General features: G+C 59.1%; 22 protein-coding genes. 17 read left to right on the top strand and 5 right to left on the bottom strand.

The genetic code is table 11. The features are described 5' to 3' along the window. Positions 1–123: 123 nt before the first annotated feature. From dnaE to ispD, 8 genes are all read left to right on the top strand, one after another. On the top strand, positions 124–3645 hold the full coding sequence (gene dnaE, locus CXK96_RS02345) for a DNA polymerase III subunit alpha (RefSeq protein WP_102834882.1): 3522 nt from the start codon (positions 124–126) through the stop codon (positions 3643–3645). A 185-nt stretch (positions 3646–3830) separates the two neighbouring features. Then, positions 3831–4781 carry an acetyl-CoA carboxylase carboxyltransferase subunit alpha gene (locus CXK96_RS02340; protein WP_102834881.1) on the top strand — a complete coding sequence of 317 codons (951 nt, stop codon included), beginning with the start codon at positions 3831–3833 and terminating at the stop codon, positions 4779–4781. 163 nt (positions 4782–4944) lie between these two features. Further along, positions 4945–6264: a tRNA lysidine(34) synthetase TilS gene (gene tilS, locus CXK96_RS02335; RefSeq protein ID WP_102834880.1), complete on the top strand. Its 1320-nt coding sequence runs from the start codon at positions 4945–4947 to the stop codon at positions 6262–6264. A 140-nt stretch (positions 6265–6404) separates the two neighbouring features. Next, positions 6405–8036: a CTP synthase gene (locus tag CXK96_RS02330; RefSeq protein ID WP_102834879.1), complete on the top strand. Its 1632-nt coding sequence runs from the start codon at positions 6405–6407 to the stop codon at positions 8034–8036. Beyond that, positions 8033–8878: a 3-deoxy-8-phosphooctulonate synthase gene (gene kdsA / locus CXK96_RS02325; protein WP_102834878.1), complete on the top strand. Its 846-nt coding sequence runs from the start codon at positions 8033–8035 to the stop codon at positions 8876–8878. The genes CXK96_RS02330 and kdsA overlap by 4 nt, the downstream gene beginning before the upstream one ends. Before the next feature lie 33 nt (positions 8879–8911). Continuing rightward, positions 8912–10201 (top strand): phosphopyruvate hydratase, encoded by a 1290-nt coding sequence (eno, locus tag CXK96_RS02320; RefSeq protein ID WP_102834877.1) that lies wholly within the window; start codon positions 8912–8914, stop codon positions 10199–10201. A gap of 194 nt (positions 10202–10395) precedes the next feature. Continuing rightward, complete coding sequence (gene ftsB, locus CXK96_RS02315) at positions 10396–10674, top strand: cell division protein FtsB (RefSeq protein WP_073301032.1); 279 nt, start codon at positions 10396–10398, stop codon at positions 10672–10674. Continuing rightward, entirely contained in the window at positions 10671–11375 is a 705-nt protein-coding gene (gene ispD, locus CXK96_RS02310; protein ID WP_102834876.1) for a 2-C-methyl-D-erythritol 4-phosphate cytidylyltransferase, read from the top strand. The genes ftsB and ispD overlap by 4 nt, the downstream gene beginning before the upstream one ends. Before the next feature lie 75 nt (positions 11376–11450). Here ispD and CXK96_RS02305 read toward each other — a convergent pair whose 3' ends face one another. From CXK96_RS02305 to CXK96_RS02295, 3 genes are all read right to left on the bottom strand, one after another. After that, on the bottom strand, positions 11451–12617 hold the full coding sequence (locus tag CXK96_RS02305) for a hypothetical protein (protein WP_102834875.1): 1167 nt from the start codon (positions 12615–12617) through the stop codon (positions 11451–11453). Positions 12618–12698: 81 nt separating this feature from the next. Beyond that, positions 12699–13016 (bottom strand): ribosome hibernation-promoting factor, HPF/YfiA family, encoded by a 318-nt coding sequence (gene hpf, locus CXK96_RS02300; protein WP_102834874.1) that lies wholly within the window; start codon positions 13014–13016, stop codon positions 12699–12701. 131 nt (positions 13017–13147) lie between these two features. Next, positions 13148–14047, bottom strand: coding sequence for a LysR family transcriptional regulator (locus tag CXK96_RS02295; protein WP_102834873.1), 900 nt, complete (start codon positions 14045–14047; stop codon positions 13148–13150). A gap of 129 nt (positions 14048–14176) precedes the next feature. On the opposite strand from CXK96_RS02295, the gene CXK96_RS02290 reads away from it, so the two are divergent. Beyond that, the gene (locus CXK96_RS02290) at positions 14177–15292 is read left to right on the top strand and encodes an S-(hydroxymethyl)glutathione dehydrogenase/class III alcohol dehydrogenase (RefSeq protein WP_102834872.1); all 1116 of its coding nucleotides are present in this window, start codon (positions 14177–14179) and stop codon (positions 15290–15292) included. Between the two features lie 68 nt (positions 15293–15360). Next, a complete protein-coding gene (fghA, locus tag CXK96_RS02285) occupies positions 15361–16206 on the top strand; it encodes an S-formylglutathione hydrolase (RefSeq protein WP_102834871.1) in 846 nt (281 codons plus the stop codon). Positions 16207–16428: 222 nt separating this feature from the next. Here fghA and CXK96_RS02280 read toward each other — a convergent pair whose 3' ends face one another. Then, positions 16429–17478, bottom strand: coding sequence for an alkene reductase (locus CXK96_RS02280; RefSeq protein ID WP_102834870.1), 1050 nt, complete (start codon positions 17476–17478; stop codon positions 16429–16431). Between the two features lie 37 nt (positions 17479–17515). After that, entirely contained in the window at positions 17516–17818 is a 303-nt protein-coding gene (locus CXK96_RS02275; RefSeq protein ID WP_102834869.1) for an ArsR/SmtB family transcription factor, read from the bottom strand. A gap of 182 nt (positions 17819–18000) precedes the next feature. Here CXK96_RS02275 and ispF point away from each other — a divergent pair, with 182 nt between their 5' ends. The 7 genes from ispF (at position 18001) to rpoS (ending at position 23857) form a co-directional block, all read left to right on the top strand. Continuing rightward, complete coding sequence (gene ispF, locus CXK96_RS02270; RefSeq protein ID WP_102835036.1) at positions 18001–18474, top strand: 2-C-methyl-D-erythritol 2,4-cyclodiphosphate synthase; 474 nt, start codon at positions 18001–18003, stop codon at positions 18472–18474. Next, positions 18471–19511, top strand: coding sequence for a tRNA pseudouridine(13) synthase TruD (gene truD / locus CXK96_RS02265; protein WP_102834868.1), 1041 nt, complete (start codon positions 18471–18473; stop codon positions 19509–19511). Before ispF ends, truD begins: the two co-directional genes overlap by 4 nt. Next, entirely contained in the window at positions 19511–20260 is a 750-nt protein-coding gene (gene surE / locus CXK96_RS02260) for a 5'/3'-nucleotidase SurE (RefSeq protein WP_102834867.1), read from the top strand. The genes truD and surE overlap by 1 nt, the downstream gene beginning before the upstream one ends. A gap of 38 nt (positions 20261–20298) precedes the next feature. Next, positions 20299–20934, top strand: a complete 636-nt coding sequence (locus CXK96_RS02255) for a protein-L-isoaspartate(D-aspartate) O-methyltransferase (RefSeq protein ID WP_029404859.1) — start codon at positions 20299–20301, stop codon at positions 20932–20934. 17 nt (positions 20935–20951) lie between these two features. Beyond that, complete coding sequence (locus CXK96_RS02250) at positions 20952–21887, top strand: DUF368 domain-containing protein (RefSeq protein ID WP_102834866.1); 936 nt, start codon at positions 20952–20954, stop codon at positions 21885–21887. A gap of 30 nt (positions 21888–21917) precedes the next feature. Further along, on the top strand, positions 21918–22760 hold the full coding sequence (locus tag CXK96_RS02245; RefSeq protein ID WP_423835175.1) for a peptidoglycan DD-metalloendopeptidase family protein: 843 nt from the start codon (positions 21918–21920) through the stop codon (positions 22758–22760). A gap of 98 nt (positions 22761–22858) precedes the next feature. Next, a complete protein-coding gene (gene rpoS / locus CXK96_RS02240) occupies positions 22859–23857 on the top strand; it encodes an RNA polymerase sigma factor RpoS (protein ID WP_102834865.1) in 999 nt (332 codons plus the stop codon). Positions 23858–24398: the final 541 nt, after the last annotated feature.

Here is a 24398-nt window from a genome sequence, read left to right as displayed (position 1 = left end):
GCATTCCTCAGTCTATCGAGGCGTGCTTTCCGCTGATCCACAAGCGGTTAAACGCCGTCTTAATCGGCTGCGGCTTTCCGGTACAATTCGCGGCTTGTCGTTTCGCCAGTCCAAGGTTCGTTCATGCCCGTCTCCTTCGTCCACCTCCGTCTGCACACTGAATATTCTCTGGTTGACGGACTGGTGCGCGTCAAACCGTTGGTGAAGTCGGTAGCAAGCGCAGGCATGCCAGCGGTGGCGGTCACGGACCAGAGCAACATGTGCTCGCTGGTCAAGTTCTACAAGGCGGCACAAGGCGCAGGGATCAAGCCGGTCTGTGGTGCCGATATCTGGCTGGCCAGCCGCGAGGAAGATGGACCGCTCAGCCGCTTGACCTTGCTGGCGATGAACAGCCAGGGATATCGCAACCTGACCGAACTGGTTTCGCGCGGTTGGACAGAAGGTCAGCGTAACGATCAGATCATTATTGAGCGCGACTGGGTCAAAGGCGCGGCAGATGGTTTGATTGCATTGTCGGGCGCCAAGGAAGGGGAGATCGGCCATGCGCTGCTCGATGGCGAAGAAGCCTTGGCCGAGGCATTGCTGAATGAGTGGAAGCAAACCTTTCCGCAGCGTTTCTATCTTGAAGTACAGCGTACAAGCCGCGTCAACGACGAAGAGCATCTGCATGCGGCTGTGGTATTGGCGCAGCGCTGCAGTGTTCCGCTTGTGGCTACCAACGATGTGCGCTTTCTCAAACAGGAAGATTTTGAAGCCCACGAAACGCGCGTGTGTATCGGTGAAAGTCGCACCCTCGACGACTCGCGGCGGCCGCGGAATTATTCCGACCAGCAGTATCTGAAGACGCCCGAGGAGATGTGGGAGCTGTTCAGCGATCTGCCAGAGGCGTTGGAGAACACCGTAGAGATCGCCCGGCGCTGCAACATTGAAGTGCAGCTCGGTACCTACTTCCTGCCCGATTTTCCGGTGCCGGATGGCATGACCATGGACGAATATTTCCGCAAGGTATCGTTCGACGGGCTCGATGAGCGACTCGAGGTGCTGCTGCCCAAGGACACGCCGGACTATGAGGCGAAAAAGCAGGTTTACATCGACCGGCTGAATTTCGAGCTCGACATCATTATTCAGATGGGCTTCCCCGGCTACTTCCTTATCGTCATGGACTTCATCCAGTGGGCGAAGAGCAATGGCGTGCCGGTTGGGCCTGGGCGGGGATCGGGTGCGGGGTCGCTGGTGGCCTACGTGCAGAAGATCACCGATCTCGATCCGCTGGCCTACGACCTGCTGTTCGAACGTTTCCTTAACCCGGAGCGGGTCTCCATGCCCGACTTCGACGTCGACTTCTGCATGGATGGCCGTGACCGGGTCATCGACTACGTGGCGGAGAAGTACGGCCGCAACGCGGTCAGCCAGATCATTACCTTCGGCACCATGGCGGCCAAGGCCGTGGTGCGTGACGTGGCGCGGGTGCAGGGTAAGTCCTACGGTCTGGCTGATCGACTGTCGAAGATGATTCCCTTCGAAGTCGGTATGACTCTGGCGAAAGCCTACGAAATGGAAGAGCCGCTCCGGGATTTCCTGGTCGTCGACGAAGACGCCCGGGAAATCTGGGACATGGCGCTCAAGCTCGAAGGGATCACGCGCGGTACCGGCAAGCACGCCGGCGGCGTGGTCATCGCGCCCACCAAGCTCACCGATTTTGCACCCATCGCCTGTGATGACGAAGGTGGCAGCCTGGTGACTCAGTTCGACAAGGATGACGTCGAGCAGGCGGGCCTGGTCAAGTTCGACTTCCTTGGCCTGCGCACCCTGACCATCATCAAGTGGGCGCTGGAAACCATCAATCGCGAGCAGGCGCGCAAGGGGCTCGAGCCAGTCAACATTGATTTCATCCCGCTGGACGACAAGTCGACCTATTCGTTGCTGCAAAAAGCCGAGACGACCGCAGTCTTCCAGCTTGAATCGCGCGGGATGAAGGAGCTGATCAAAAAGCTCAAGCCGGACTGCTTGGAAGACCTCATCGCTCTGGTGGCGCTGTTCCGGCCTGGCCCGCTGCAGTCGGGCATGGTTGACGACTTCATCAACCGTAAGCACGGCCGTGCAGAGATTTCCTATCCGCATACGGATTACCAGTATGAGGGCCTCAAGCCGGTGCTGGCTCCCACCTACGGCATCATCCTGTATCAGGAGCAGGTGATGCAGATTGCGCAGGTCATGGGCGGCTATACCCTTGGCCAGGCGGATATGCTGCGTCGCGCCATGGGTAAGAAAAAGCCCGAGGAAATGGCCAAGCAGCGCGGCGGCTTCATCGAAGGCTGTGCCAACAACGGCATCGACGCTGATCTGGCGGGTAACATTTTCGACCTCGTCGAAAAGTTTGCCGGCTACGGCTTCAACAAATCTCACTCGGCGGCCTATGGCCTGGTTTCGTACCAGACCGCCTGGCTCAAGGCGCATCACCCGTCGCCTTTCATGGCAGCGGTTCTATCGGCGGACATGCACAACACCGACAAGGTGGTCACGCTGATCGAAGAATGCCGCAGCATGAAGCTGCGCATCGACGCGCCTGATGTGAACAACTCCGAGTTCAAGTTCACGGTCAGTGACGATGGTCGGATCATTTACGGACTTGGAGCGATCAAAGGCGTCGGTGAGGGCCCGGTCGAAGCCATTTGTGAATGTCGCAAGGAAGGCGGGCCGTTCAAGGACCTGTTCGATTTCTGCAGCCGTGTCGATCTCAAGCGAATCAACAAGCGCACCCTCGAAGCCCTGATCCGTGGAGGCGCGCTGGATCGCCTTGGGCCATATTTCTCAGATGAGCCGAAAGCCTACCAGGCCAATATTGATCGCAATCGGGCGGTGCTGCTCTCGGCAATGGAAGAGGCGATTCAGGCAGCAGAGCAGACGGCACGCAGCCTCGACAGCGGCCATGCCGACCTCTTTGGCGGCTTGTTCGCTGAGCCCGAAGCAGATGTCTATGCGAACCATCGCAAAGCACGCGAGTTGTCCCTGAAGGAGCGTCTGAAAGGTGAGAAGGACACCCTTGGCCTCTACCTTACCGGGCATCCAATCGATGAATACGAAGGCGAGGTCCGCCGCTTTGCTCGTCAGCGCATCATCGATCTACGTCCTGCTCGGGGCGAGCAGACTGTAGCCGGGCTGATCGTCAACCTACGGGTCATGAAGAACAAGAAAGGCGACAAGATGGGCTTTATTACCTTGGACGATCGCTCGGGGCGGATCGAAGCCTCGCTGTTCGCCGAAGCCTTCAACAGCGCTCAGGCGTTACTGCAGACCGATGCTCTGGTGGTGGTAGAGGGCGAAGTCAGTAATGATGATTTCTCGGGAGGATTGCGCCTGCGAGCCAAGCGGGTCATGAGTCTGGAGGAGGCCCGAACCGGGTTGGCCGAAAGTCTGCGAGTCAAAGTGGCCAGCGATGCGCTAAAAGGCGATCGGGTCCGTTGGTTGGCCGATGTTTGCGGTCGTCATCGCGGCGCCTGTCCGATTACGCTGGAGTACACCGGCGCTGATGCCCGGGCTCTGTTGCAGTTCGGCGAAGGTTGGCGAATCGACCCTGCCGACAACTTGATTCAGGCATTGCGTGACCAGTTCGGGCGCGACAACGTCTTTCTGCAATACCGATAGTGGGACCCGCCGATGGGGGCACCTTTGCAGGTGCGAGAACCATCGGCGTCCTGAACCGGCCTGATCTCTGATCGGGTCATGATTGTGAACATTTTGTTCGACCTGAATGCGTCCGTCCCGTAAGGTAGGGCGCAAAAAACGGAACAGCTCCCGGCCGCCTGGCCGTCGACGCATGACGGATGCCTATGAACCCGAATTTTCTCGATTTCGAACAGCCGATCGCCGACCTGCAAGCCAAGATCGAAGAATTGCGCCTGGTTGGTAATGACAACTCGCTGAACATTGGCGATGAGATTGCCCGCCTGCAGGACAAGAGCGAGTCGCTCACCGAGAGCATCTTCGGCAATCTCACCAGTTGGCAGATCGCTCGTCTGGCCCGACACCCGCAGCGCCCTTACACGCTGGATTACATCAAACACCTGTTCACCGAGTTCGAAGAGCTGCATGGCGATCGCCATTTCTCCGATGACGCCGCAATCGTCGGTGGTACGGCTCGCTTGAACGGCGAGCCGGTGATGATCATCGGTCATCAGAAAGGTCGAGAGGTCCGCGAAAAGGTGCGTCGTAATTTCGGTATGCCCCGTCCTGAGGGCTATCGCAAGGCGTGCCGCCTGATGGAATTGGCCGAGCGCTTCAAGATGCCGATCCTCACCTTCATCGACACACCTGGCGCCTATCCGGGTATCGATGCTGAAGAGCGCAACCAGAGCGAGGCAATTGCCTGGAACCTGCGGGTCATGGCACGGCTGAAAACCCCCATCATCGCCACGGTGATCGGCGAGGGTGGTTCCGGTGGTGCGCTGGCTATTGGCGTTTGCGACCAGCTGAACATGCTGCAGTACTCGACTTATGCGGTCATTTCGCCTGAAGGCTGCGCCTCCATTCTATGGCGGACTGCTGACAAGGCGCCGGAAGCTGCCGAGGCGATGGGTGTAACCGCCGAACGTTTGAAGAATCTCGGTATCGTCGACAAGGTCGTACCCGAGCCGCTGGGCGGCGCCCATCGTAATCCGGCGGCGATCGCGGCGTCGCTGCGTGACGAGTTGACCGTTCAGCTCGACATGCTCAAAGGGCTCGATACCGAGGCCCTGCTGGCGCGGCGTTACGAGCGTCTGATGAGCTACGGCATTGCCTGATATTAAGTGGTCGATGAACGAAACGGCGGGCTTTCCCGCCGTTTTCATGTCTGAGCCTTTCACTTTGCCAGATTGTTTCAGCGCCCCACTGATCCGTGCGATTGGCTAGCGTTCGACCATATCCAGCTTATGCTGGCCTTCGTTTATTCTGAGCTGCAACCAGATGTCTCTCGAGTCTCGGCTGCTTGATGCATTGCAACCATGGCGTACCGCGCCGCGCTGGCGTGTGGCTTTTTCCGGTGGGCTGGACTCCACCGTGCTGCTGCATCTATTGGTGCGCTTATCGAGTCGCGAACATCTCCCGCCAATAAGCGCAATCCATATCCACCATGGTTTGCAGCCTGCAGCCGAGGGTTGGCCGGAGCACTGCCGGTCCATCTGCCGAAGCCTCGGCATTGAGTTGCAGGTTGTGCGGGTACGGGTGGAGCCTGGTCCAAGCCTCGAAAGCGCCGCGCGAGCTGCGCGATATGCGGCCTTCAGCGAGTGCTTGAACCCAGCCGACGTGCTTTTCACTGGTCAGCATCGAGACGATCAGGCGGAGACCCTGGTCTTTCGCCTGCTGCGTGGCGCGGGGGTGCGTGGCCTTGCCAGCATGCCAGCAATACGCGCGCTGGGCGATGGATGGCTGGTGCGGCCTTTACTCAATGTCTCGCGTGAAGAGCTGGAGGCCTACGCGCGAGCGCAGGGCCTCAGCTGGGTCGAGGACCCAAGCAACCAATGCACCGAACATGCGCGAAACTTTCTTCGTCATCGTGTCATGCCAGTACTCCGGCAGCGCTGGCCTCGAGCCGTGGAAAATATGGCGCGCGCCGCCGGGCATCTGGGCGAGGCACAGCAGTTGCTGGATGAGCTCGCCGAAATTGATCTGCGCAAAGCTCATGCGCCTTGCCGGTATCAGTGGTTACCGATGCCGAAGCTCTCCTTGTTGTCACTGGAATCGCTCAGTCCCGCTCGTCAGCGCAATGCGTTGCGCTATTGGTTGGCTGATCTGACGGCGCTTCCCGATAGCGATCATTGGGCTGGCTGGGATGCGTTGCGTGATGCCGCTCCGGATGCCGCTCCGGTCTGGCGCTTGGCTGCTGGCGAGCTGCACAGAGGCGATGGTTGCCTCTGGTGGTTATCGGGGCCCTGGTTGGCCACCGTGGCGGGGCTAGTCGACTGGCCGCAGCCGAGCACTGACCTGCAGCTGCCCGGCAACGGCTTCCTACGCTTGAGCGGCTACGCTGGGCAGGGCTTGTTGCAGGTGCGCTATCGTCAGGGCGGCGAGTCACTGAGAATTCCTAACCGTGGCCGGCGTGACCTCAAGCGGTTGCTCAATGAGGCTGGTGTGCCAGGTTTCGTGCGCTCGCGTTTACCGTTGCTCTTCGTCGACGGTGAGCTCGTTGCTGTAGCCAATCTGCCGCAGTTCGATGCCCAAGCCCTGTCGCTTCATTGGTCGCCGCCGGCCGACGCTAGGTTTGAGCTGATAGGGTCTTTCGAGTAGACTACGCTCCCGTCCCAACACAGCTTCTGCGGCTTTCTTCGAAAACCGTGGCAGTTGAGCTATTGCCGCCCCAGGCGCAGTGGCACCTTCGCTCTTCCCCGGCGGCGCTGACCGCTTAACGCAGACTTCTAGGGTTTTTCATGACGCGCTACATCTTCGTCACGGGTGGTGTTGTTTCTTCATTGGGGAAAGGCATCGCCTCGGCTTCATTGGCGGCCATCCTGGAGGCGCGGGGCCTGAAGGTCACGATGCTCAAGCTGGACCCTTACATCAACGTGGATCCGGGCACCATGAGCCCGTTCCAGCACGGTGAGGTGTTCGTCACCCACGACGGCGCCGAGACCGACCTCGACCTTGGTCACTACGAGCGGTTCATCCGCACCACGATGACCAAGAGCAACAACTTCACCACCGGCCGCGTCTACGAAGATGTACTGCGTCGCGAGCGCCGTGGTGACTACCTGGGCGCCACCATTCAGGTGATTCCGCACATCACTGACGAAATCAAGCGCCGCATCATCAAAGGCGCTGGCGATGCTGACGTTGCGCTGGTGGAGGTTGGCGGCACGGTCGGCGACATCGAGTCGCAACCCTTTCTTGAGGCGATCCGCCAGCTTCGCGTGGAAGTGGGCGCGAAACGCGCGATGCTGATGCACCTTACGCTGGTCCCTTATATCGCCACGGCTGGTGAAACCAAGACCAAGCCAACCCAGCATTCGGTGAAGGAGCTGCGCTCCATCGGTCTGCAGCCAGACGTACTGGTATGCCGCTCCGACCATCCGATCGACGTCTCCTCAAGGCGCAAGATTGCTCTGTTTACCAACGTCGAAGAGCGCGCGGTGATCAGCCTTGAGGACGTTGACACCATCTACAAGATTCCTGGTGTGCTGCATGCTCAGGGGCTGGACGACTTTGTGGTCGAGCGCTTCGGTCTGGAGTGCGGCGGAGCCGATCTGTCCGAATGGGATCGTGTGGTCGACGCCAAGCTGAACCCGGAGCGGGAAGTCACCATTGCCATGGTCGGCAAGTACATGGAACTTCTGGATGCGTACAAATCTCTGATCGAAGCAATGAGCCATGCTGGCATCCAGAGCCGTACCAAAGTGAACCTTCGCTACATTGATTCCGAAGACATCGAAAACCAGGGCACCAGCTTGCTGGAAGGCATGGATGCGATCCTGGTTCCGGGTGGTTTCGGTCTGCGCGGCGTGGAAGGCAAGATCGCTACGGTCAAATATGCTCGCGAGAGCAAGATTCCTTACCTCGGCATCTGCCTCGGCATGCAGGTTGCGGTGATCGAGTTTGCTCGTGATGTGCTTGGCTGGACCGACGCCAATTCCACCGAGTTCGACAAGGACAGCACCCATCCGGTCGTGGGTCTGATCACCGAGTGGGAAGATGCCACCGGTGCTGTGGAAACCCGCAGCGATGCGTCAGACCTGGGTGGCACCATGCGTTTGGGTGCGCAGGAATGCGGTCTGGAGGCAGGCTCCAATGTGTTCGCCTGCTACGGCAAGGAGCGCGTCATCGAGCGTCATCGCCATCGCTATGAAGTGAACAATAACCTGCTGCCGCAACTGCAGGCCGCTGGCCTGAAGATCACCGGTCGCTCCGGTGACGGCGCGTTGGTCGAAGTGGTCGAGGCGCCAGATCATCCCTGGTTCGTGGCCTGCCAGTTCCACCCTGAATTCACATCCACACCGCGCGACGGTCATCCGCTGTTCAGTGGCTTCGTCAAGGCAGCGCTGGATTACAAGGCGGGCAAAGCATGAGTCAGAAGACCATTCGCGTCGGCAGTATCGAAATCGCCAACGACAAGCCATTCGTGTTGTTTGGCGGGATGAACGTGCTGGAGTCTCGCGATCTTGCACTGCAGATATGCGAAACCTATGTAAAGGTCACCGAGAAACTCGGTATTCCTTATATCTTCAAGGCCAGCTTCGACAAGGCCAATCGCTCCTCGATCAACTCCTTCCGAGGCCCTGGCCTGGAAGAGGGGATGCGCATCTTTGAAGAAGTGAAGAAGACCTTCGGCGTTCCGGTGATCACCGACGTACACGAGCCTCACCAGGCACAGCCGGTGGCCGAGGTGTGCGACATCATTCAGCTGCCGGCCTTCCTCTCGCGCCAGACCGATCTGGTGGTGGCGATGGCGAAGACCGGTGCGGTGATCAATATCAAGAAGGCGCAGTTCCTCGCGCCGCAGGAAATGAAGCACATCCTCACCAAGTGTGAAGAAGCCGGCAATGATCAACTCATTCTCTGCGAACGCGGCTCCTCTTTTGGCTACAACAACCTGGTCGTCGACATGCTCGGCTTCGACATCATGAAGCGGATGCAATATCCGGTGATCTTCGATGTCACACATGCGCTGCAGATGCCGGGTGGCCGCGCCGACTCGGCTGGCGGTCGTCGCGCACAGGTTACCGATCTGGCCAAGGCCGGTCTCAGCCAAGGGCTGGCCGGGTTGTTCCTTGAGGCCCATCCGGATCCGGAAAATGCCAAGTGCGATGGTCCTTGTGCATTGCGTTTGGACAAGCTCGAACCCTTCCTCACCCAGCTCAAGCAGCTGGATGATCTGATCAAGAATTTTGCGCCAATCGAAACTGCTTGAAGCCTTGAAGCTATCTACGGAGTGTTAATAAAAATGGCAAAGATCGTCGACATCAAAGGGCGTGAGGTTCTCGACTCCCGTGGCAATCCCACTGTTGAAGCTGACGTTATCCTGGATAACGGCATTACCGGCAGCGCCTGTGCGCCGTCCGGTGCTTCCACTGGGTCCCGCGAGGCGCTGGAACTGCGCGATGGCGACAAGAGCCGTTACATGGGGAAAGGTGTGCTGAAGGCTGTCGGCAACATCAATGGCCCTATCCGTGATCTGCTGCTGGGCAAGGACCCGCTGGATCAGAAGGCGCTGGACCGCGCCATGATCGAGCTGGACGGTACCGAAAACAAAGCCTCGCTGGGTGCCAACGCCATTCTTGCCGTGTCGTTGGCTGCTGCCAAAGCCGCTGCGCAGGACCAGGATCTGCCGCTCTACGCGCACATTGCCAATCTCAATGGCACACCGGGTGAGTACTCCATGCCGGTGCCGATGATGAACATCATCAACGGTGGTGAACATGCCGACAACAATGTCGACATTCAGGAGTTCATGGTTCAGCCCGTCGGCGCCAAGACATTCGCTGATGCGCTGCGCATGGGCGCCGAAATCTTCCACCACCTGAAAGCCGTGTTGAAGGCCCGTGGCCTGAGCACTTCGGTTGGTGACGAAGGTGGCTTCGCACCGAACCTGGCATCCAACGAAGACGCCCTGGCAGCCATCGCAGAAGCGGTGGCTAACGCCGGTTATACGCTGGGCGATGACGTCACCCTGGCGCTTGATTGCGCTTCCAGCGAGTTCTTCGAGAACGGTAAATACGACCTCGCCGGTGAAGGCAAAGTCTTCGACGCCGCCGGTTTTGCTGACTACCTGGCGGGCCTGGCCGAGCGCTATCCGATCATCTCCATCGAAGATGGCATGGACGAGTCCGACTGGGCTGGCTGGAAGGTTCTGACCGACAAGATCGGTAGCAAAGTTCAGCTGGTGGGCGACGACCTGTTCGTAACCAACACCAAGATCCTTAAGGAAGGCATCGAGAAGGGCATCGGTAACTCGATCCTGATCAAGTTCAACCAGATCGGTTCGCTGACCGAAACCCTGGAAGCCATCCAGATGGCCAAGGCTGCTGGTTACACGGCGGTGATTTCGCACCGCTCCGGCGAAACCGAAGACAGCACCATCGCCGACTTGGCAGTAGGAACGGCTGCCGGCCAGATCAAGACTGGTTCACTGTGCCGCTCGGACCGCGTATCCAAGTACAACCAGCTGCTTCGTATCGAAGAGCAGCTTGGCGGGAAAGCGGCTTACAAGGGACGTGCCGAGTTTCGCGGCTAATCTGGCTATCGCTAGAAAAGCTGGGGCATGCTAGAAAAGGGCGGCGTTAGTCGCCCTTTTTTGTGGATAACGGTCAGCGCTGTTAAGGTCGCCGCACGGCGATGCGCTAGCCAGCAAAGGAAAGCCGGGCCATGTCGCTGACCGCCGCTTATACAATGTCACTGGAAACCAATCGAATTCGATCCATGCCCTCCATGCGCAGTCCCTACTGGTTGTTTGTTGTCCTGATTCTGCTCCTGGGTGGCTTGCAGTATCGCCTGTGGGTGGGCGAGGGCAGCCTCGCCCAGGTCAGCGGGCTGAACAAACAGATTGCTGAGCAGCAGGGCGAGAACCAGCGGTTGCTTGAGCGCAACCGAATTCTCGAAGCCGAGGTCAGAGAGCTCAAGCAGGGTATGGAAACTGTGGAAGAGCGTGCTCGGCATGAGTTGGGCATGGTCAAAGAGGGCGAAACTCTCTTTCAGCTCACCGAATGAGTGTAAACAATCTCCCGTCTTACTGGGTCGTTATTCCGGCTGCCGGCATTGGCAGTCGCATGCGAGCCGACCGTCCCAAGCAGTATCTGCAGCTGGCTGGAAGGACGATCTTGGAACACACCCTGGATTGTTTCCTGGGTCATCCCCAGCTCATGGGACTGGTGGTCTGTCTGGCGCGTGATGATGCCTATTGGCCAGATCTCCCTTGCGCGATAGATCCGCGGGTTCACCGTGCCGATGGCGGTAGCGAGCGAGCCGACTCCGTGCTTGGCGGCCTGCGAAGACTGTCTGGCCTCGGTGCCTCGGACAACGACTGGGTGCTGGTGCACGACGCCGCCAGACCCAACCTGACACTCACGGATCTTAATCAGCTGCTGGAGACCCTCGCCAACGATGCTGTTGGTGGGCTGCTCGCCGTGCCGGCGCGCGATACGCTCAAGCGGGCAGATACAGACGGCCGCGTCCAGGAGACGGTTGATCGCAGCGTCATCTGGCAGGCATTTACCCCACAGATGTTCCGGCTTGGGTCGTTGCGCGAGGCCTTGGCGGATGCGCTTGCGAGCGGGGTGGCGGTGACTGATGAAGCGTCCGCGCTTGAATGGGCGGGATACCACCCGCGTTTGGTTGAAGGTCGGGCCGACAATCTGAAGATCACTCGTCCAGAGGATCTTCAATGGCTGGAGCAGCGCTGGAAATCGTGAGTCCAGCGCTGCTCACAATGCTCGGCACAAAGTAAAGTCGATGCGCTCTGCATAGCAGCTCTACAGGCGTTGCGATCAGTACCGATAGATTGCAGCGGCACCACTTTCAGTTGGCATGCGTTCGGTAGGCACAGCAATCACCTCGCCGCCTTGTTCCAGCGTCCATATGGTCAACTCGTCGAGCAGGTCGGGCGTCGTTGCGGTGTCATCTTCCACAGCGACCGCCTTACCCTGCTGCTTGTCCACAACTCCTGGAATCTGACGCTCCGCCTCCACCAGAAGCGTGGCAACGCGGCCTTCGAGTGTCGCCTGGCCGATCTGCTCAAGCTGGTCGGTAGCCAGTCCCTGACCGTGCGAGACGCCGTATTGGTTGATGAAGCCTTCCAGACGCTTGATGTAGCGCGGCTGCATGACCATCCAGCTCTTTTGCCGAAGTTCGTCATGGCTCAGCAACGATGCATCGCTTTCGATCCCTTCCGAAAGCATGAACTCGTTGTGGCTGAGTTTGCGAAAGTGAAACTGATGCTCCGGCAATGCGGCGAGGATCAGCGGCAGTCGCGACTTGCGGCTGTGGTGCTCGAGAATTGCGCGGTCCACTTCACGGAAGAAACGCTCCCGGTCTCGATCGATTTCGTCTTGGCGGCCAGCGCCACCGCTTTCCACCTGCATTGGGTCGCCACGCTCGCTGGCGCGGCTGTAGCCTTGCGGGAAGCCGGTCTGCCCCTTCTCGGTCAGATCGCGCCCCAATGCTTCCTCAAGTGTTTTCGGTACCCCGTCGCCCAAGCGGACTTCGTCGATGCCGTCGCGGTTGCCTTCGAATAAACGAACCGAGTTGAGGGTGATCGCCAGTATCTGATAGCGATCAGCAGACTGCGCTATACGTAGTAGCGGCTTGAGGTGCATTCGATCATTGGCGACGGCGAGCTCGGGAACGCTGCGTTGCAAGCGGAATACTTCGAAATAATCCACCGCACCGAAGACGGCAAGTCCATCACGGTTGGAATTCCAGAAGTCGGGATCATTCATCAGGTCTTGGAACGGCTTAAGCAATGCTTTGGCCTGATCCCCCCGGCCTTGTTGCTTGAGCGAGTCTTCCAGCTCACGGACGAGGTGCTTGAAGCGAATCGGGTCCTGCTGCCGCTCGGGGAAACTGCGGTGGGTGGGCTGATAAAGTGACAGGCAGGGCGCTTCGCGTTTTGCCAGCAGTTGGGACATGGTTTCTCGATCGAGCAATCTGTTCATGTACGGCCTCACTCGTTGTCAGATGGTTCGGTTCCTCACGGGTGACGATCGGCCCGCTTTGGCGGGTCTCATAGGCGGCGTTCAGTGGTGATTGAGTTTCTTGTCCAGCGCATGGGCTAGTGCGTGGTTTAGCTTTTCGGCACAGCCGTCGATAGCCATATTCAGCGAGTCCGCCTTGTGGCTGGTCGAGATGGGCTCGTGCCCTTTGACGCGTGCTTCCATCTGGCAGCGCTTATCCTGCGGACCACTTTTGCCGCTGTTCTCGTCGTTGAGATGAACTTCGACTCGGGTCAGCTGATCGTCGAAGCGCTCCAGTTCGCTCTCGACCGTCGCCTTCACGTGCTCCTCAAGGTTGCTGGTCACGTCGACGCTATGATTGCTGTTCACCAGAATCTGCATGATGTCCTCCTGATTGAATGGCCGGCTCGCTCAAGCAGAGGGCCGGAGGCACCGGCTTCAGGATTTCGACGTGGTGGGTTAATTCGGGTTCCGCCTGACGCTGGCAGTCGGACGCGCGGCGCAGTCGCAACTCAATTGCGTTCGTTGCGGTATTCAGGGCGGCTTGCCAGGCCCTGCTTCAATGCCTGGATCAATAGCCGGACCTTTGGCAAGGGATAGCGCCGCTGCGGATAGACGGCCCATACGGCTGTATTCGGCGGCTGATAGGTTTCGAGCAAGGACACCAGTTCACCGCGGCGCAGCGGTTCCTGGACGTAATAGTCCGGTAGCTGGCATAGCCCGAAGCCCCGTAGTGCAGCGTCCAGCACCGCCTGGCCGCTGTTGCAACGCCAGTTGCCAGAGGGCTTGAAAGGCTGCTCGCGACCTTCGATCTGCAACGTCCAGGTATCAACGGTGCCTATCAGGCAATTGTGCCGCGCCAGCTCGGAAAGCGTGTGAGGCCGGCCGTAGCGCTCGAGGTAGCTCGGTGCGGCGCACAGATACATCGCCCGCGGGGCGATGCGCGTAGCGACCAGCCGTGATTCGCTGAGTCGGCCCAGGCGTATGGCCAGGTCGTAACCTTCCTGCACCAGATCGAGCGTGCGGTTGGACAATTCAATGTCGACCCGCAATTGAGGGTGCTGCGCCATGAATTCGTTTACCAGCGGCACGATGAATCGTTCGCCGTACGCGACTGCAGCGGTCATCCGCAATAACCCTGTGGGGGCGGCATGCAGGTCGCTGATGGCGTGAAAGGCTTCGTCGCGCTCTTCGATCAAACGCTGGCAGCGAGAGAGGAAGGTATGGCCGGCTTCGGTCAGCGATACACGGCGGGTGGTGCGATAGAGCAAGCGGGCCTGCAGGCGTTCCTCAAGCCGCGCCACTTGCCGACTTACATGGGATGACGATACGCGCAGATGTTCGGCGGCGCGCATGAAGCTGCCCGCTTCAGCGACTGCCACGAATTCGTCCAAGCCTTCCCACCGGTTCATAAGCGATCCTTTCGGTAGAGGGCTGAATTATCCCTGCCTGGCAATAATGTTTCCACGATCAGCTTATTAACCCTGTCTGCTGATAAAACTACACTGCGCTTCACCATTCATCCACGAGTAAAGCCAGCCATGACCATCAAGTCCCGTGCCGCAGTCGCGTTTGCCCCCAATCAGCCTCTGCAAATTGTCGAAGTGGACGTCGAGCCGCCCAAAGCTGGCGAGGTGCTGGTGCGCATCGTTGCGACTGGCGTCTGCCACACCGACGCGTACACGCTCTCCGGCGAAGACTCGGAAGGTGTCTTCCCATGCATCCTTGGTCACGAAGGGGGCGGCATCGTCGAAGCTGTCGGCGAAGGCGTTACCTCGGTGGCGGTGGGCGATCACGTGATCCCGCTGTACACCGCCGAATGCCGCCAGTGCAAATTCTGCAAATCCGGCAAGACCAACCTCTGCAGCTCGGTGCGCGCGACCCAGGGCAAGGGCCTGATGCCGGACGGCACCACGCGGTTTTCCTACAACGGCCAGCCGATTTACCACTACATGGGTACTTCGACGTTTTCCGAATACACCGTGTTGCCTGAGGTTTCGGTAGCGAAGATTCCCAAGGAAGCGCCACTGGACAAGGTCTGCCTGCTGGGTTGCGGCGTAACCACCGGGATCGGTGCGGTACTCAACACCGCCAAGGTTGAAGAGGGCGCGACTGTAGCGGTCTTCGGCCTGGGCGGCATCGGCCTGGCAGCGATCATCGGCGCAAAGATGGCCAAGGCCAGCCGAATCATCGCGATCGACATCAATCCGTCCAAGTTCGCCATCGCCGAAGAACTGGGCGCGACCGACTTCGTCAATCCGAAGGATTACGACAAGCCGATCCAGGAAGTCATCGTCGAGATGACCGATGGTGGCGTTGACTATTCATTCGAGTGTGTCGGCAACGTCCAGCTGATGCGCGCCGCGCTGGAATGTGCCCACAAGGGTTGGGGCGAATCGGTGATCATCGGTGTGGCCGGCGCGGGTCAGGAGATCAGCACTCGTCCGTTCCAGCTGGTGACGGGCCGCGTCTGGCGTGGCAGCGCCTTCGGTGGCGTCAAAGGGCGCACCGAATTGCCGGGCTATGTGGAGAAGGCTCAGACCGGTGAGATCCCGCTGGATACCTTCATCACCCACAACATGGGGCTGGACGAGATCAACCATGCGTTTGACCTGATGCATGAAGGCAAGAGCATTCGGACCGTCATCCACTATTGATTTCGCATGTCGGGCCGTGGTGCTTTGCCTTGCCTGGCGAACACCACCGGCCCGCTTCAGGAGGGCCCATGAGCCTCGAGAACATTTCCTGCCAGAAGAGCTTCGGTGGCTGGCACAAGCGCTATCGTCACCGCTCTGCCAGCTTGAACTGCGACATGGTGTTTGCCGTATACCTGCCGCCTCAGGCGGAGCAGGGCGAAAAGCTGCCCGTGCTGTACTGGCTGTCCGGCCTGACCTGTACCGATGAAAACTTCATGCAGAAAGCGGGTGCGCATCGACTTGCAGCAGAACTTGGCTTGATCATCGTCGCGCCAGATACCAGCCCGCGCGGGCCTGATGTCCCTGATGATCCTGATGCCGCTTATGACTTCGGTCTAGGGGCGGGTTTCTACCTCAATGCGACTCAGGATCCATGGGCCCAGCATTACCGTATGCACGACTACGTGGTTGATGAGCTGCCTGCGCTGATCGAGGCAAACTTCCCGGTCTCTGATAAGCGCGGCATCAGCGGACACTCCATGGGCGGTCACGGTGCGCTGGTGTGCGCCTTGAAGAATCCTGGCCGCTACCAGTCGCTGTCGGCCTTCGCGCCGATCACCAATCCGGCCGACTGCCCGTGGGGTGAAAAGGCCTTTTCCAATTACCTCGGTGAAGATCGCTCTCGCTGGCGTGAATGGGATGCCTGCGCCTTGATCGCCAAGGCGCAGGAGAAGTTGCCGATACTGGTCGACCAGGGTGATCGTGATGACTTCATGGTCAACCAGTTGAAGCCTGAGGCGTTGGTATCAGCCGCAAGAGCGGCGGATCATCCGCTGACGATGCGTATCCAGCCTGGCTACGATCACAGCTACTACTTCATCAGCAGCTTTATCGACGATCATCTGCGTCATCATGCGCAGGCGCTGAAGGCTTGAGGTGCGTTGCGTTTGCCGTTGAGCTGGCTGTTTTGCGATACCAGAACCTTTTCTCTCGGGGAGGTGCACTTACCATTGATGGCTTCACGGTGGATAGATCGTTGTAGCGTTGCCGACAGCGCAAATGCCCCAGGCCTATCGATGCAAGGCGTTGCGCGTCATCAGCGGCAAGCACAAAAAAGGCCCGACCGGTTACCCGGTCGGGCCTTCCATCGCAAGGAGCTAGTGCGATGGATAATCGGTGAAACCTTCGGCACCTTTCGCATAGAACAACTCAGGCCGAGGCTCGTTGAGCGGAGCGTCCTTACGTAGGCGCTCGACCAGGTCGGGGTTGGCGATGTACGGGATGCCGAATGCAACCGCGTCGGCTTTACCTTCTTCAAGCCAAGCGTTGGCCTGTTTTTTGGTAAAGCGCTCGTTGGCGATGTAGACGCCGCCGAAGATTTCCTTCAATTGCGGTCCGAGGCTGTCCTCGCCGGCTTTCTCACGAGTGCAGATAAAGGCGATACCGCGTTTGCCCAGCTCACGTGCGACATAACCGAAGGTTTCTGCACGATCAGAGTCGCCCATGTCGTGAGCGTCGGCTCGTGGGGCCAGGTGCACACCCACGCGGCCCGCGCCCCAGACCCCAACCGCAGCGTCCGTGACTTCCAGCAGGAGACGTGCACGGTTTTCCAGTGATCCGCCGTACTGATCGGTGCGCTGGTTGGTGCTGTCCTGAAGGAACTGGTCGAGTAGGTAACCGTTGGCACCGTGAATTTCCACGCCGTCGAAACCTGCTTCCCGCGCGTTTTCGGCCCCCTTGCGGTACGCCTCGACGATGCCGGCGATTTCTTCGGTCTCGAGGGCGCGTGGGGTTTCGAAGTCCTTCATCGGCCTGACCAGGCTGACGTGACCCGCGGGCTTGATCGCGCTGGGCGCGACTGGAAGCTGGCCGTCCAGGTATAACGGGTCGGAAATCCGGCCGACATGCCAGAGCTGCAGCACGATCTTGCCGCCCTTGGCGTGGACCGCATCGGTTACCTTTCTCCATCCCTGTACCTGCTCGGCCGACCAGATACCGGGGGTGTCCGGGTAGCCGACGCCCATCGGCGTGACCGAGGTGGCTTCGCTGATGATCAGGCCTGCGTCGGCCCGCTGGGTGTAGTACTCGACAATCAGGTCACCCGGCACGCGGCCAGGCTCAGCGCGGCAACGGGTCAGCGGAGCCATGATGATGCGGTTGGCCAGTTTCAGTTCGCCAATCTTGATCGGGTCGAAAAGTGTGGGCATAGCGATGCTGCTCCTTACAAGGTGAGGGCTGCGAAGCTCAGAGTTCACGGCCAAGACGGGTTACGAGGGCTTCGATAGCCGGTTCATTGCGTTTGAAAAAATGCCACTGACCGACCTTGCGGTTGGTGATCAGTCCCGCTCGTTGCAGTGTTGCCAGATGGGCCGAAACCGTGGACTGCGACAGCCCGGCGCGCTGGTCGATCTGCCCGGCGCATACACCGTTTTCAAGCGAATGGTGCTGCTCGGAAAAATAGCGTTGCGGCTCTTTCAGCCAGGCCAGAATCTCCCGCCGCAACGGGTGGGCAATTGCCTTGAGCATGTCGTCCAGTTCTTCGGGCATGGTGTCGTCCGGTTCGTATATCGCGATGGGGCGAACTATATATCGGTAAAAAACGATATGAGATCGATTCGGTTAATGGTCGTTATCGTTGATATTGATCTGGAGGGTTCCTGCCGCTGCGACTTCAATGGTTGCTGCTGTCCTGTAGAATCGCGGGCTGATCTTTTCGAGGGCGTATGACTATGCGAATCGGCCACGGCTACGACGTGCATCGTTTTGGTGAGGGCGACTTCGTTACCCTAGGCGGGGTACAGATTTCTCACAGGTTCGGCCTGCTCGCGCATTCGGACGGTGACGTATTGCTGCACGCCCTGAGCGATGCATTGCTTGGCGCGGCGGCGCTTGGTGATATCGGTAAGCACTTCCCGGACACCGATCCGGCCTTCAAGGGGGCCGATAGCCGCGTCCTGCTGCGTCATGTGCTCAAACAGGTGCAAAGCAAGGGCTGGAAGGTTGGCAATATTGACGCCACCATCGTTGCCCAGGCACCCAAGATGGCTCCACATATCGAATCCATGCGAACCCTGATCGCCGAAGACCTGCAAGTCGGCCTGGATCAGGTCAACGTCAAGGCCACCACTACCGAGAAGCTTGGTTTTACCGGACGTGAAGAAGGCATCGCCGTGCATGCCGTCGCGCTGCTGGTCGGCGCATGACCGAGGATCAGTTGCTCGGCCCAACGGCACATGGAGGGGCCTGTGGCTCCGCCGTGCTCAAGGCTGTGGCGGAGGACTTCCAGGTCGACGAGGTGCTCGACATCCCTTTGTCTGGTGCCGGTGAGCATCTGTGGCTCTGGGTGGAGAAGCGCAACCTCAACACCGAGGAGGCTGCGCGACGCCTGGCGCGGGCTGCTGGCGTTCCGGTGCGCAATATCAGCTATGCCGGCTTGAAAGATCGTCAGGCTCTGACCCGCCAGTGGTTCAGTCTGCATCTGCCGGGCAAAGCTGATCCTGCACTGACCGGGGCCGAAGACGAAACCCTGATGATTCTCCAGAGCGGCCGTCATCAGCGAAAACTGCAGCGCGGTGCCCACTCGGCCAATGGCTTTACCCTTCGCTTGACGGAGCTGAAGGCTGATCACGCCGAACTCGATGCGCGTCTCGAGCGAATCAAGAGGGAAGGTGTACCCAACTATTTTGGCCTGCAGCGCTTCGGTCATGAGGGAGGAAATGTCCACGGCGCCCGCGAGTATGCGGATAGGCAACAGCTTCCGGTACAGCGCAATCTCCGCTCGCGTCTGCTATCGGCGGGGCGTAGTTATCTGTTCAATCGAGTGTTAGCTGAACGAGTTGCGGCAGGTAGTTGGAATCAGGCGCGGGTCGGTGATCTGCTGGCCTTTACCGACAGCCGCAGCTTCTTTCCTGCCGGCGAGGCTGAATGCAGCGATCCACGGCTGGCCGTGCTGGATCTGCATCCGACCGGTCCGCTCTGGGGCGCCGGTGAGTCGCCCGCCTCGGGCGATGTTCAAGCACTGGAGATGCAGGTTGCCGCAACGGAGCCGTCAATCGCCAAGTGGCTCGCAGAAGCCGGAATGAAGCATGAACGGCGCATTCTTCGCCTCCCAATGGGCGGCTTGTCGTGGCATTATCCCGAGCCTGACATTCTGCAACTTGAATTCGTCCTGCCGACCGGATGCTTTGCCACTGCTGTGGTGCGCGAACTGGTCAGCCTGGCAGGGCAGACGGACATCTGATGCGTATTCTGATCGCCAACGACGACGGGGTGTATGCACCTGGGCTCGCCGCGCTTTATGACGCGCTGGCGGATTATGCCGAGTGCAGGGTGGTGGCCCCAATCCAGGACATGAGCGGCGCCAGCAGTGCGCTGACCCTGGATCGCCCGCTTCATACCACGACCATGCCGAATGGTTTTATCGGCCTGAACGGCACGCCGACGGATTGTGTTCACCTGGGCATCAACGGCCTGCTGGAAGACGTGCCCGACATGGTGGTTTCCGGTATTAATCTGGGCGCCAATCTTGGCGACGACGTGCTGTATTCCGGTACTGTCGCCGCAGCCATCGAAGGACGATTCACTGGCAAGCCCGCGTTCGCTTTTTCCCTGGTGTCGCGGCTGACCGATAACCTGCCTACAGCCGCCTACGTCGCGCGCAAGCTGGTCGAGCATCAGGCCTCGCTTGAGCTCCCTCCGCGTACGGTGTTGAGTGTCAATGTTCCAAACCTGCCGCTGGATCACCTGCGCGGCATCCAGCTGACGCGCCTGGGCCATCGAAGCAGGGCCAAGCCGCCTGTGAAGCAGGCTAATCCGCGTGGCAAGGATGGTTACTGGATTTCGGTGGCTGGGGACGTTGAAGACGGCGGGCCAGGCACCGATTTTCATGCAGTAATGCAGGGCTACGTTTCGATTACGCCATTGCAGTTGGACCGAACCTTTCATGAGGCCTTCGATGGTCTCAACAGTTGGCTGGAGGGCGTGTTGTGAACCGCGGATCCGATGACCTGCTGCGCCACGGCACCGGGATGACCTCGCAACGCACCCGTGACCGACTGATCCAGCGGCTCTACGAGGAAGGGTTGTCAGACCCTCGCGTGCTTGAGGTGATTCGGCGCACGCCGCGCCATCTTTTCGTTGATGAAGCACTGTCTCACCGCGCCTACGAAGACACCGCGCTGCCTATCGGCCACAACCAGACCATCTCGCAGCCCTTCATGGTGGCGCGTATGAGTGAACTGCTGTTGGCTGACGGCCCATTGGACAAAGTGCTGGAGATTGGCACGGGTTCCGGCTACCAGACAGCGGTATTGGCGCAGCTGGTGGAGCGGGTGTTCTCCGTCGAGCGTATCCAGGCTCTGCAGGATCGCGCCAAAGAGCGCTTGGTCGAACTCAAGTTGCGCAATGTGGTCTTTCGCTGGGGTGATGGCTGGGAGGGCTGGCCTGCGCTGGCTCCTTACAACGGCATCATCGTTACCGCGGCGGCAGCCGACGTGCCCCAGGCTCTGCTCGATCAACTGGCCCCCGGCGGGCGGCTGGTGATCCCGGTCGGGGTTGGCGAAGTCCAGCAATTGATGCTGATCATTCGAGAGGAAGACGGTTTTTCCCGCCATTTGCTGGATACCGTGCGCTTCGTGCCGCTGCTCAATGGACCTGTAGTTTGATCACAGCGGATGGAAGCATGAAAAACGCGTTGCTGTTGTACGCCAAAGGCATGGCGATGGGTGCGGCTGATGTGGTACCCGGCGTCTCGGGCGGAACCGTGGCATTCATAACCGGAATCTACGATGAATTGCTGCGCTCCATCGGTGCGGTGCCAAACGCCATCCCGGCTTTGTTGAAGGGGCGCATCGCCGAAGCATGGCGCATCGCCAACGCTAGCTTTCTACTGGTGCTGTTCGCCGGCATTCTGACCAGTGTGCTCAGTCTGGCGAAATTGATTACCTATCTGCTCGAGCAGCATCCAATTCCGGTGTGGTCTTTCTTCTTTGGTCTGATCCTGGTTTCCGTGCATTTGGTCAGCAAGGAAATCCAGCGTCGCAACCTGTCGCGGTTGGTCAGTTTGTGTCTTGGCGTCGGTTTTGCCTACTGGATTACTGTTGCCGCGCCCATGCAGTGGAGTACCAGCAGCGTCAGCCTGTTTTTTGCTGGCGCCATCGCCATCTGCGCCATGATCCTGCCGGGTATATCCGGCAGCTTCATTCTGGTGCTGCTCGGCCTTTACCCCGTGGTTCTAGGCGCAGTCAAAGCCTTGGATCTGGGTGTCATGTTGACCTTTGCCGCTGGTTGCCTGGTCGGCTTGTTGAGCTTTGCACGTGTCCTGAGCTGGGTCCTGCGCCGCTGGCGCGACCTCACTCTGGCGTTTCTTACCGGACTGATGCTTGGTTCGCTGAACAAGGTTTGGCCATGGAAAGAAACGCTCACCTGGCGCACCAACTCGCACGGTGAACAAGTGGCGCTGCTGGAGCAGAACCTCCTGCCGGGCGCCTATGGCGACCTGACCGGGCAGGATCCGCAGCTTTTGCTGGCGATCTTGCTCGCGGCAGCCGGTATCGCCCTGGTGCTTGGGTTGGAGTGGTTTGCCGGACGTCACCAGCCAGTCGCGCAAAGCGTCTGAACCGACTTTGTCGATCTTAGGGAGCGGGTATTGAAGCTCACAGCCAGCACGCGGTGGATACGCAGTTCCTCATTCCGTTGCGCGCTTGTCGCCTTGGTGGCGGGTTCGTTATTGGCCGGGTGCGCCAGCTCGCCTTCAGGCGGCGTGAGCGTTGTTGATCGCAATAACCGGGACCGTGTCACCAGCGGCCATTACACGGTTCAGCGCGGCGACTCGCTTTGGTCGATTGCGTTCCGCTTTGGCTGGGATTGGCGCGACCTGGCACAGGTGAACAATATCCGTCCGCCGCATGTCATCTATCCGGGTCAGACGATTCGCTTCAGTGGCCAGGTGCCCCGTGCTGTTGCCGCTCGTCCGGAAATCAAAACCCCGCCTTCTGTCTCCCGCACGCCAACCATTGTCACCAACCCGGTGCCAACGCCGCCACCTTTGACGCGTCCGAGCGCACCGGCGGCCAGACCTGCCGCGCCGAGTACTCCCATCAAGGCAGTGACCCGGTCTGCAAGCGGTTGGGCCTGGCCTGCAGGGGGGGTTGTGATCGGTCGATTTTCCTCAAACGGAAGTTTGAATAAAGGCATTGATATCGCCGGGGAATTAGGACAGCCTGTTTTAGCTGCTTCTGATGGGGCTGTTGTGTACGCCGGCAGTGGTTTACGGGGTTACGGCGAACTTGTGATCATCAAGCACAGCGATACCTATGTAAGTGCCTACGGCCACAACCGCAGGCTGCTGGTTCAGGAGGGGCAACAAGTCAAAGCTGGGCAGACCATTGCCGAGATGGGATCGACTGGAACCGACCGGGTGAAACTGCACTTTGAGATTCGCCGCCAAGGCAAACCTGTAGATCCGCTGCAATACCTGCCAAAGCGATGATTTGATTCAACCTGTTCCGGCCCTAGGAGGGGCTTGAGCGATGCCAAGGAACGCGTGCCGCCCAAGCCTGTTGTCGAACTCAGAACAGGAAAACAATAATGGCTCTCAAAAAAGAAGTGCCGGAGTTTGACGTAGACGATGCTGTTCTACTCATGGAACCGTCTCTGAATGTAGATCCGGATGCCGAGATCTCCCGAGTCGGTTCAGGTGGCACCAAGTCCAAGACCGCAACGGTCAAGCAACACAAATTCATCGATTACACTCGCGCGCTCGACGCCACCCAGCTTTACCTCAACGAAATCGGTTTTTCCCCACTGCTGACGCCCGAACAGGAAGTGCACTTCGCGCGTCTTGCACAGAAGGGCGATCCGGCGGGGCGCAAGCGCATGATCGAGAGTAATCTGCGGCTGGTCGTGAAGATCGCGCGGCGCTACGTCAATCGCGGTCTGTCCTTGCTGGATCTGGTGGAGGAAGGCAATCTCGGCCTGATTCGCGCGGTCGAGAAGTTCGATCCAGAGCGTGGTTTCCGCTTCTCGACCTACGCCACCTGGTGGATAAGGCAGACGATCGAGCGGGCGATCATGAATCAGACTCGGACCATTCGTTTGCCGATTCATGTGGTCAAGGAGCTGAACGTGTACCTGCGTGCCGCACGCGAGCTCACTCAGAAACTCGATCACGAGCCCAGCCCGGAAGAGATCGCCAACCTGCTCGAAAAGCCGGTTGCTGAGGTCAAGCGTATGCTGGGGCTGAACGAGCGGGTTACCTCTGTTGATGTCTCGCTAGGCCCTGATACTGACAAGACGCTGCTGGATACTCTGACGGATGACCGGCCGAGCGATCCGTGCGAGCTTTTGCTTGACGACGATCTATCCGAGAGCATTGATCAATGGCTTTCCGACTTGACCGAGAAACAGCGGGAAGTGGTTATTCGACGCTTTGGTCTGCGGGGCCATGAAAGCTGCACGCTGGAGGAGGTTGGCCAGGAAATTGGCTTAACGCGTGAGCGGGTTCGGCAGATCCAGGTCGAAGCACTCAAGCGCCTGCGTGAAATTCTGGAGCGCAACGGCCTCTCCAGTGAGTCGCTATTCCGCTAGCCCCTTTTGCTCTCTGCTCCTTACCTGCTAGGTAAGGAGCACGTCGCTCTTCCCGTCATAGTCTGTCGCGGTACCTTGTCCGGCTGTTATGTAAAGAGGGCAGCATTAACTCCGTTGCTATGATTTCCCGGTAGGCGATCCGTTGTGTAGGTATTTGCTCACAAGCTTTGTAAGCCAAGCCTGCAAGGTCGGTCGAGTGGATCGCTATAGGGAGAAAAAATTATTGATAACACTATGTTTTTATTGGGGAATTTAATTTTGTTGAATGATGGCATCGTTGCCACCATGCATTTTCCACAGTTGCCGTTGTCGCGCAAAGCTCTAATATTGCAACTGTGTTCAGGGACAAGCACAGCCGGCATGGATGTCGAGCAGGATCAACCGCTGGAAGCGGTTTCATCAGGACGATGAGTAGGAAAAAAAAGGAAGTAGGGAAGGAGGCGGGCGGGGGTTAACCCCCGCCCCTTTTTTTTGCCTGGCATTTTGTTGGGGCGGTGCGCGAACCACTGCATGGGTAGACGGCCTAACAGCCATAACCTAT

Origin of the sequence: Stutzerimonas stutzeri (assembly GCF_002890895.1) — a bacterium.
Taxonomy (GTDB): domain Bacteria; phylum Pseudomonadota; class Gammaproteobacteria; order Pseudomonadales; family Pseudomonadaceae; genus Stutzerimonas; species Stutzerimonas stutzeri_AB.
The sequence above is the reverse complement of the archived record's forward strand: the minus strand, read 5'-3'. Positions and strand labels throughout refer to the sequence as shown.

Bases quoted from the DNA above. Each gene is read 5' to 3' on its own strand.
- rpoS (WP_102834865.1), top strand. From the start codon at position 22,859: ATGGCTCTCAAAAAAGAAGTGCCGGAGTTTGACGTAGACGATGCTGTT.
- dnaE (WP_102834882.1), top strand. From the start codon at position 124: ATGCCCGTCTCCTTCGTCCACCTCCGTCTGCACACTGAATATTCTCTG.
- CXK96_RS02330 (WP_102834879.1), top strand. From the start codon at position 6,405: ATGACGCGCTACATCTTCGTCACGGGTGGTGTTGTTTCTTCATTGGGG.
- CXK96_RS02305 (WP_102834875.1), bottom strand. From the start codon at position 12,617: ATGAACAGATTGCTCGATCGAGAAACCATGTCCCAACTGCTGGCAAAA.
- ispF (WP_102835036.1), top strand. From the start codon at position 18,001: ATGCGAATCGGCCACGGCTACGACGTGCATCGTTTTGGTGAGGGCGAC.
- CXK96_RS02255 (WP_029404859.1), top strand. From the start codon at position 20,299: ATGACCTCGCAACGCACCCGTGACCGACTGATCCAGCGGCTCTACGAG.
- fghA (WP_102834871.1), top strand. From the start codon at position 15,361: ATGAGCCTCGAGAACATTTCCTGCCAGAAGAGCTTCGGTGGCTGGCAC.
- tilS (WP_102834880.1), top strand. From the start codon at position 4,945: ATGTCTCTCGAGTCTCGGCTGCTTGATGCATTGCAACCATGGCGTACC.
- surE (WP_102834867.1), top strand. From the start codon at position 19,511: ATGCGTATTCTGATCGCCAACGACGACGGGGTGTATGCACCTGGGCTC.
- truD (WP_102834868.1), top strand. From the start codon at position 18,471: ATGACCGAGGATCAGTTGCTCGGCCCAACGGCACATGGAGGGGCCTGT.
- eno (WP_102834877.1), top strand. From the start codon at position 8,912: ATGGCAAAGATCGTCGACATCAAAGGGCGTGAGGTTCTCGACTCCCGT.
- CXK96_RS02250 (WP_102834866.1), top strand. From the start codon at position 20,952: ATGAAAAACGCGTTGCTGTTGTACGCCAAAGGCATGGCGATGGGTGCG.
- CXK96_RS02290 (WP_102834872.1), top strand. From the start codon at position 14,177: ATGACCATCAAGTCCCGTGCCGCAGTCGCGTTTGCCCCCAATCAGCCT.
- ispD (WP_102834876.1), top strand. From the start codon at position 10,671: ATGAGTGTAAACAATCTCCCGTCTTACTGGGTCGTTATTCCGGCTGCC.
- hpf (WP_102834874.1), bottom strand. From the start codon at position 13,016: ATGCAGATTCTGGTGAACAGCAATCATAGCGTCGACGTGACCAGCAAC.
- CXK96_RS02280 (WP_102834870.1), bottom strand. From the start codon at position 17,478: ATGCCCACACTTTTCGACCCGATCAAGATTGGCGAACTGAAACTGGCC.
- kdsA (WP_102834878.1), top strand. From the start codon at position 8,033: ATGAGTCAGAAGACCATTCGCGTCGGCAGTATCGAAATCGCCAACGAC.
- ftsB (WP_073301032.1), top strand. From the start codon at position 10,396: ATGCGCAGTCCCTACTGGTTGTTTGTTGTCCTGATTCTGCTCCTGGGT.
- CXK96_RS02295 (WP_102834873.1), bottom strand. From the start codon at position 14,047: ATGAACCGGTGGGAAGGCTTGGACGAATTCGTGGCAGTCGCTGAAGCG.
- CXK96_RS02275 (WP_102834869.1), bottom strand. From the start codon at position 17,818: ATGCCCGAAGAACTGGACGACATGCTCAAGGCAATTGCCCACCCGTTG.
- CXK96_RS02340 (WP_102834881.1), top strand. From the start codon at position 3,831: ATGAACCCGAATTTTCTCGATTTCGAACAGCCGATCGCCGACCTGCAA.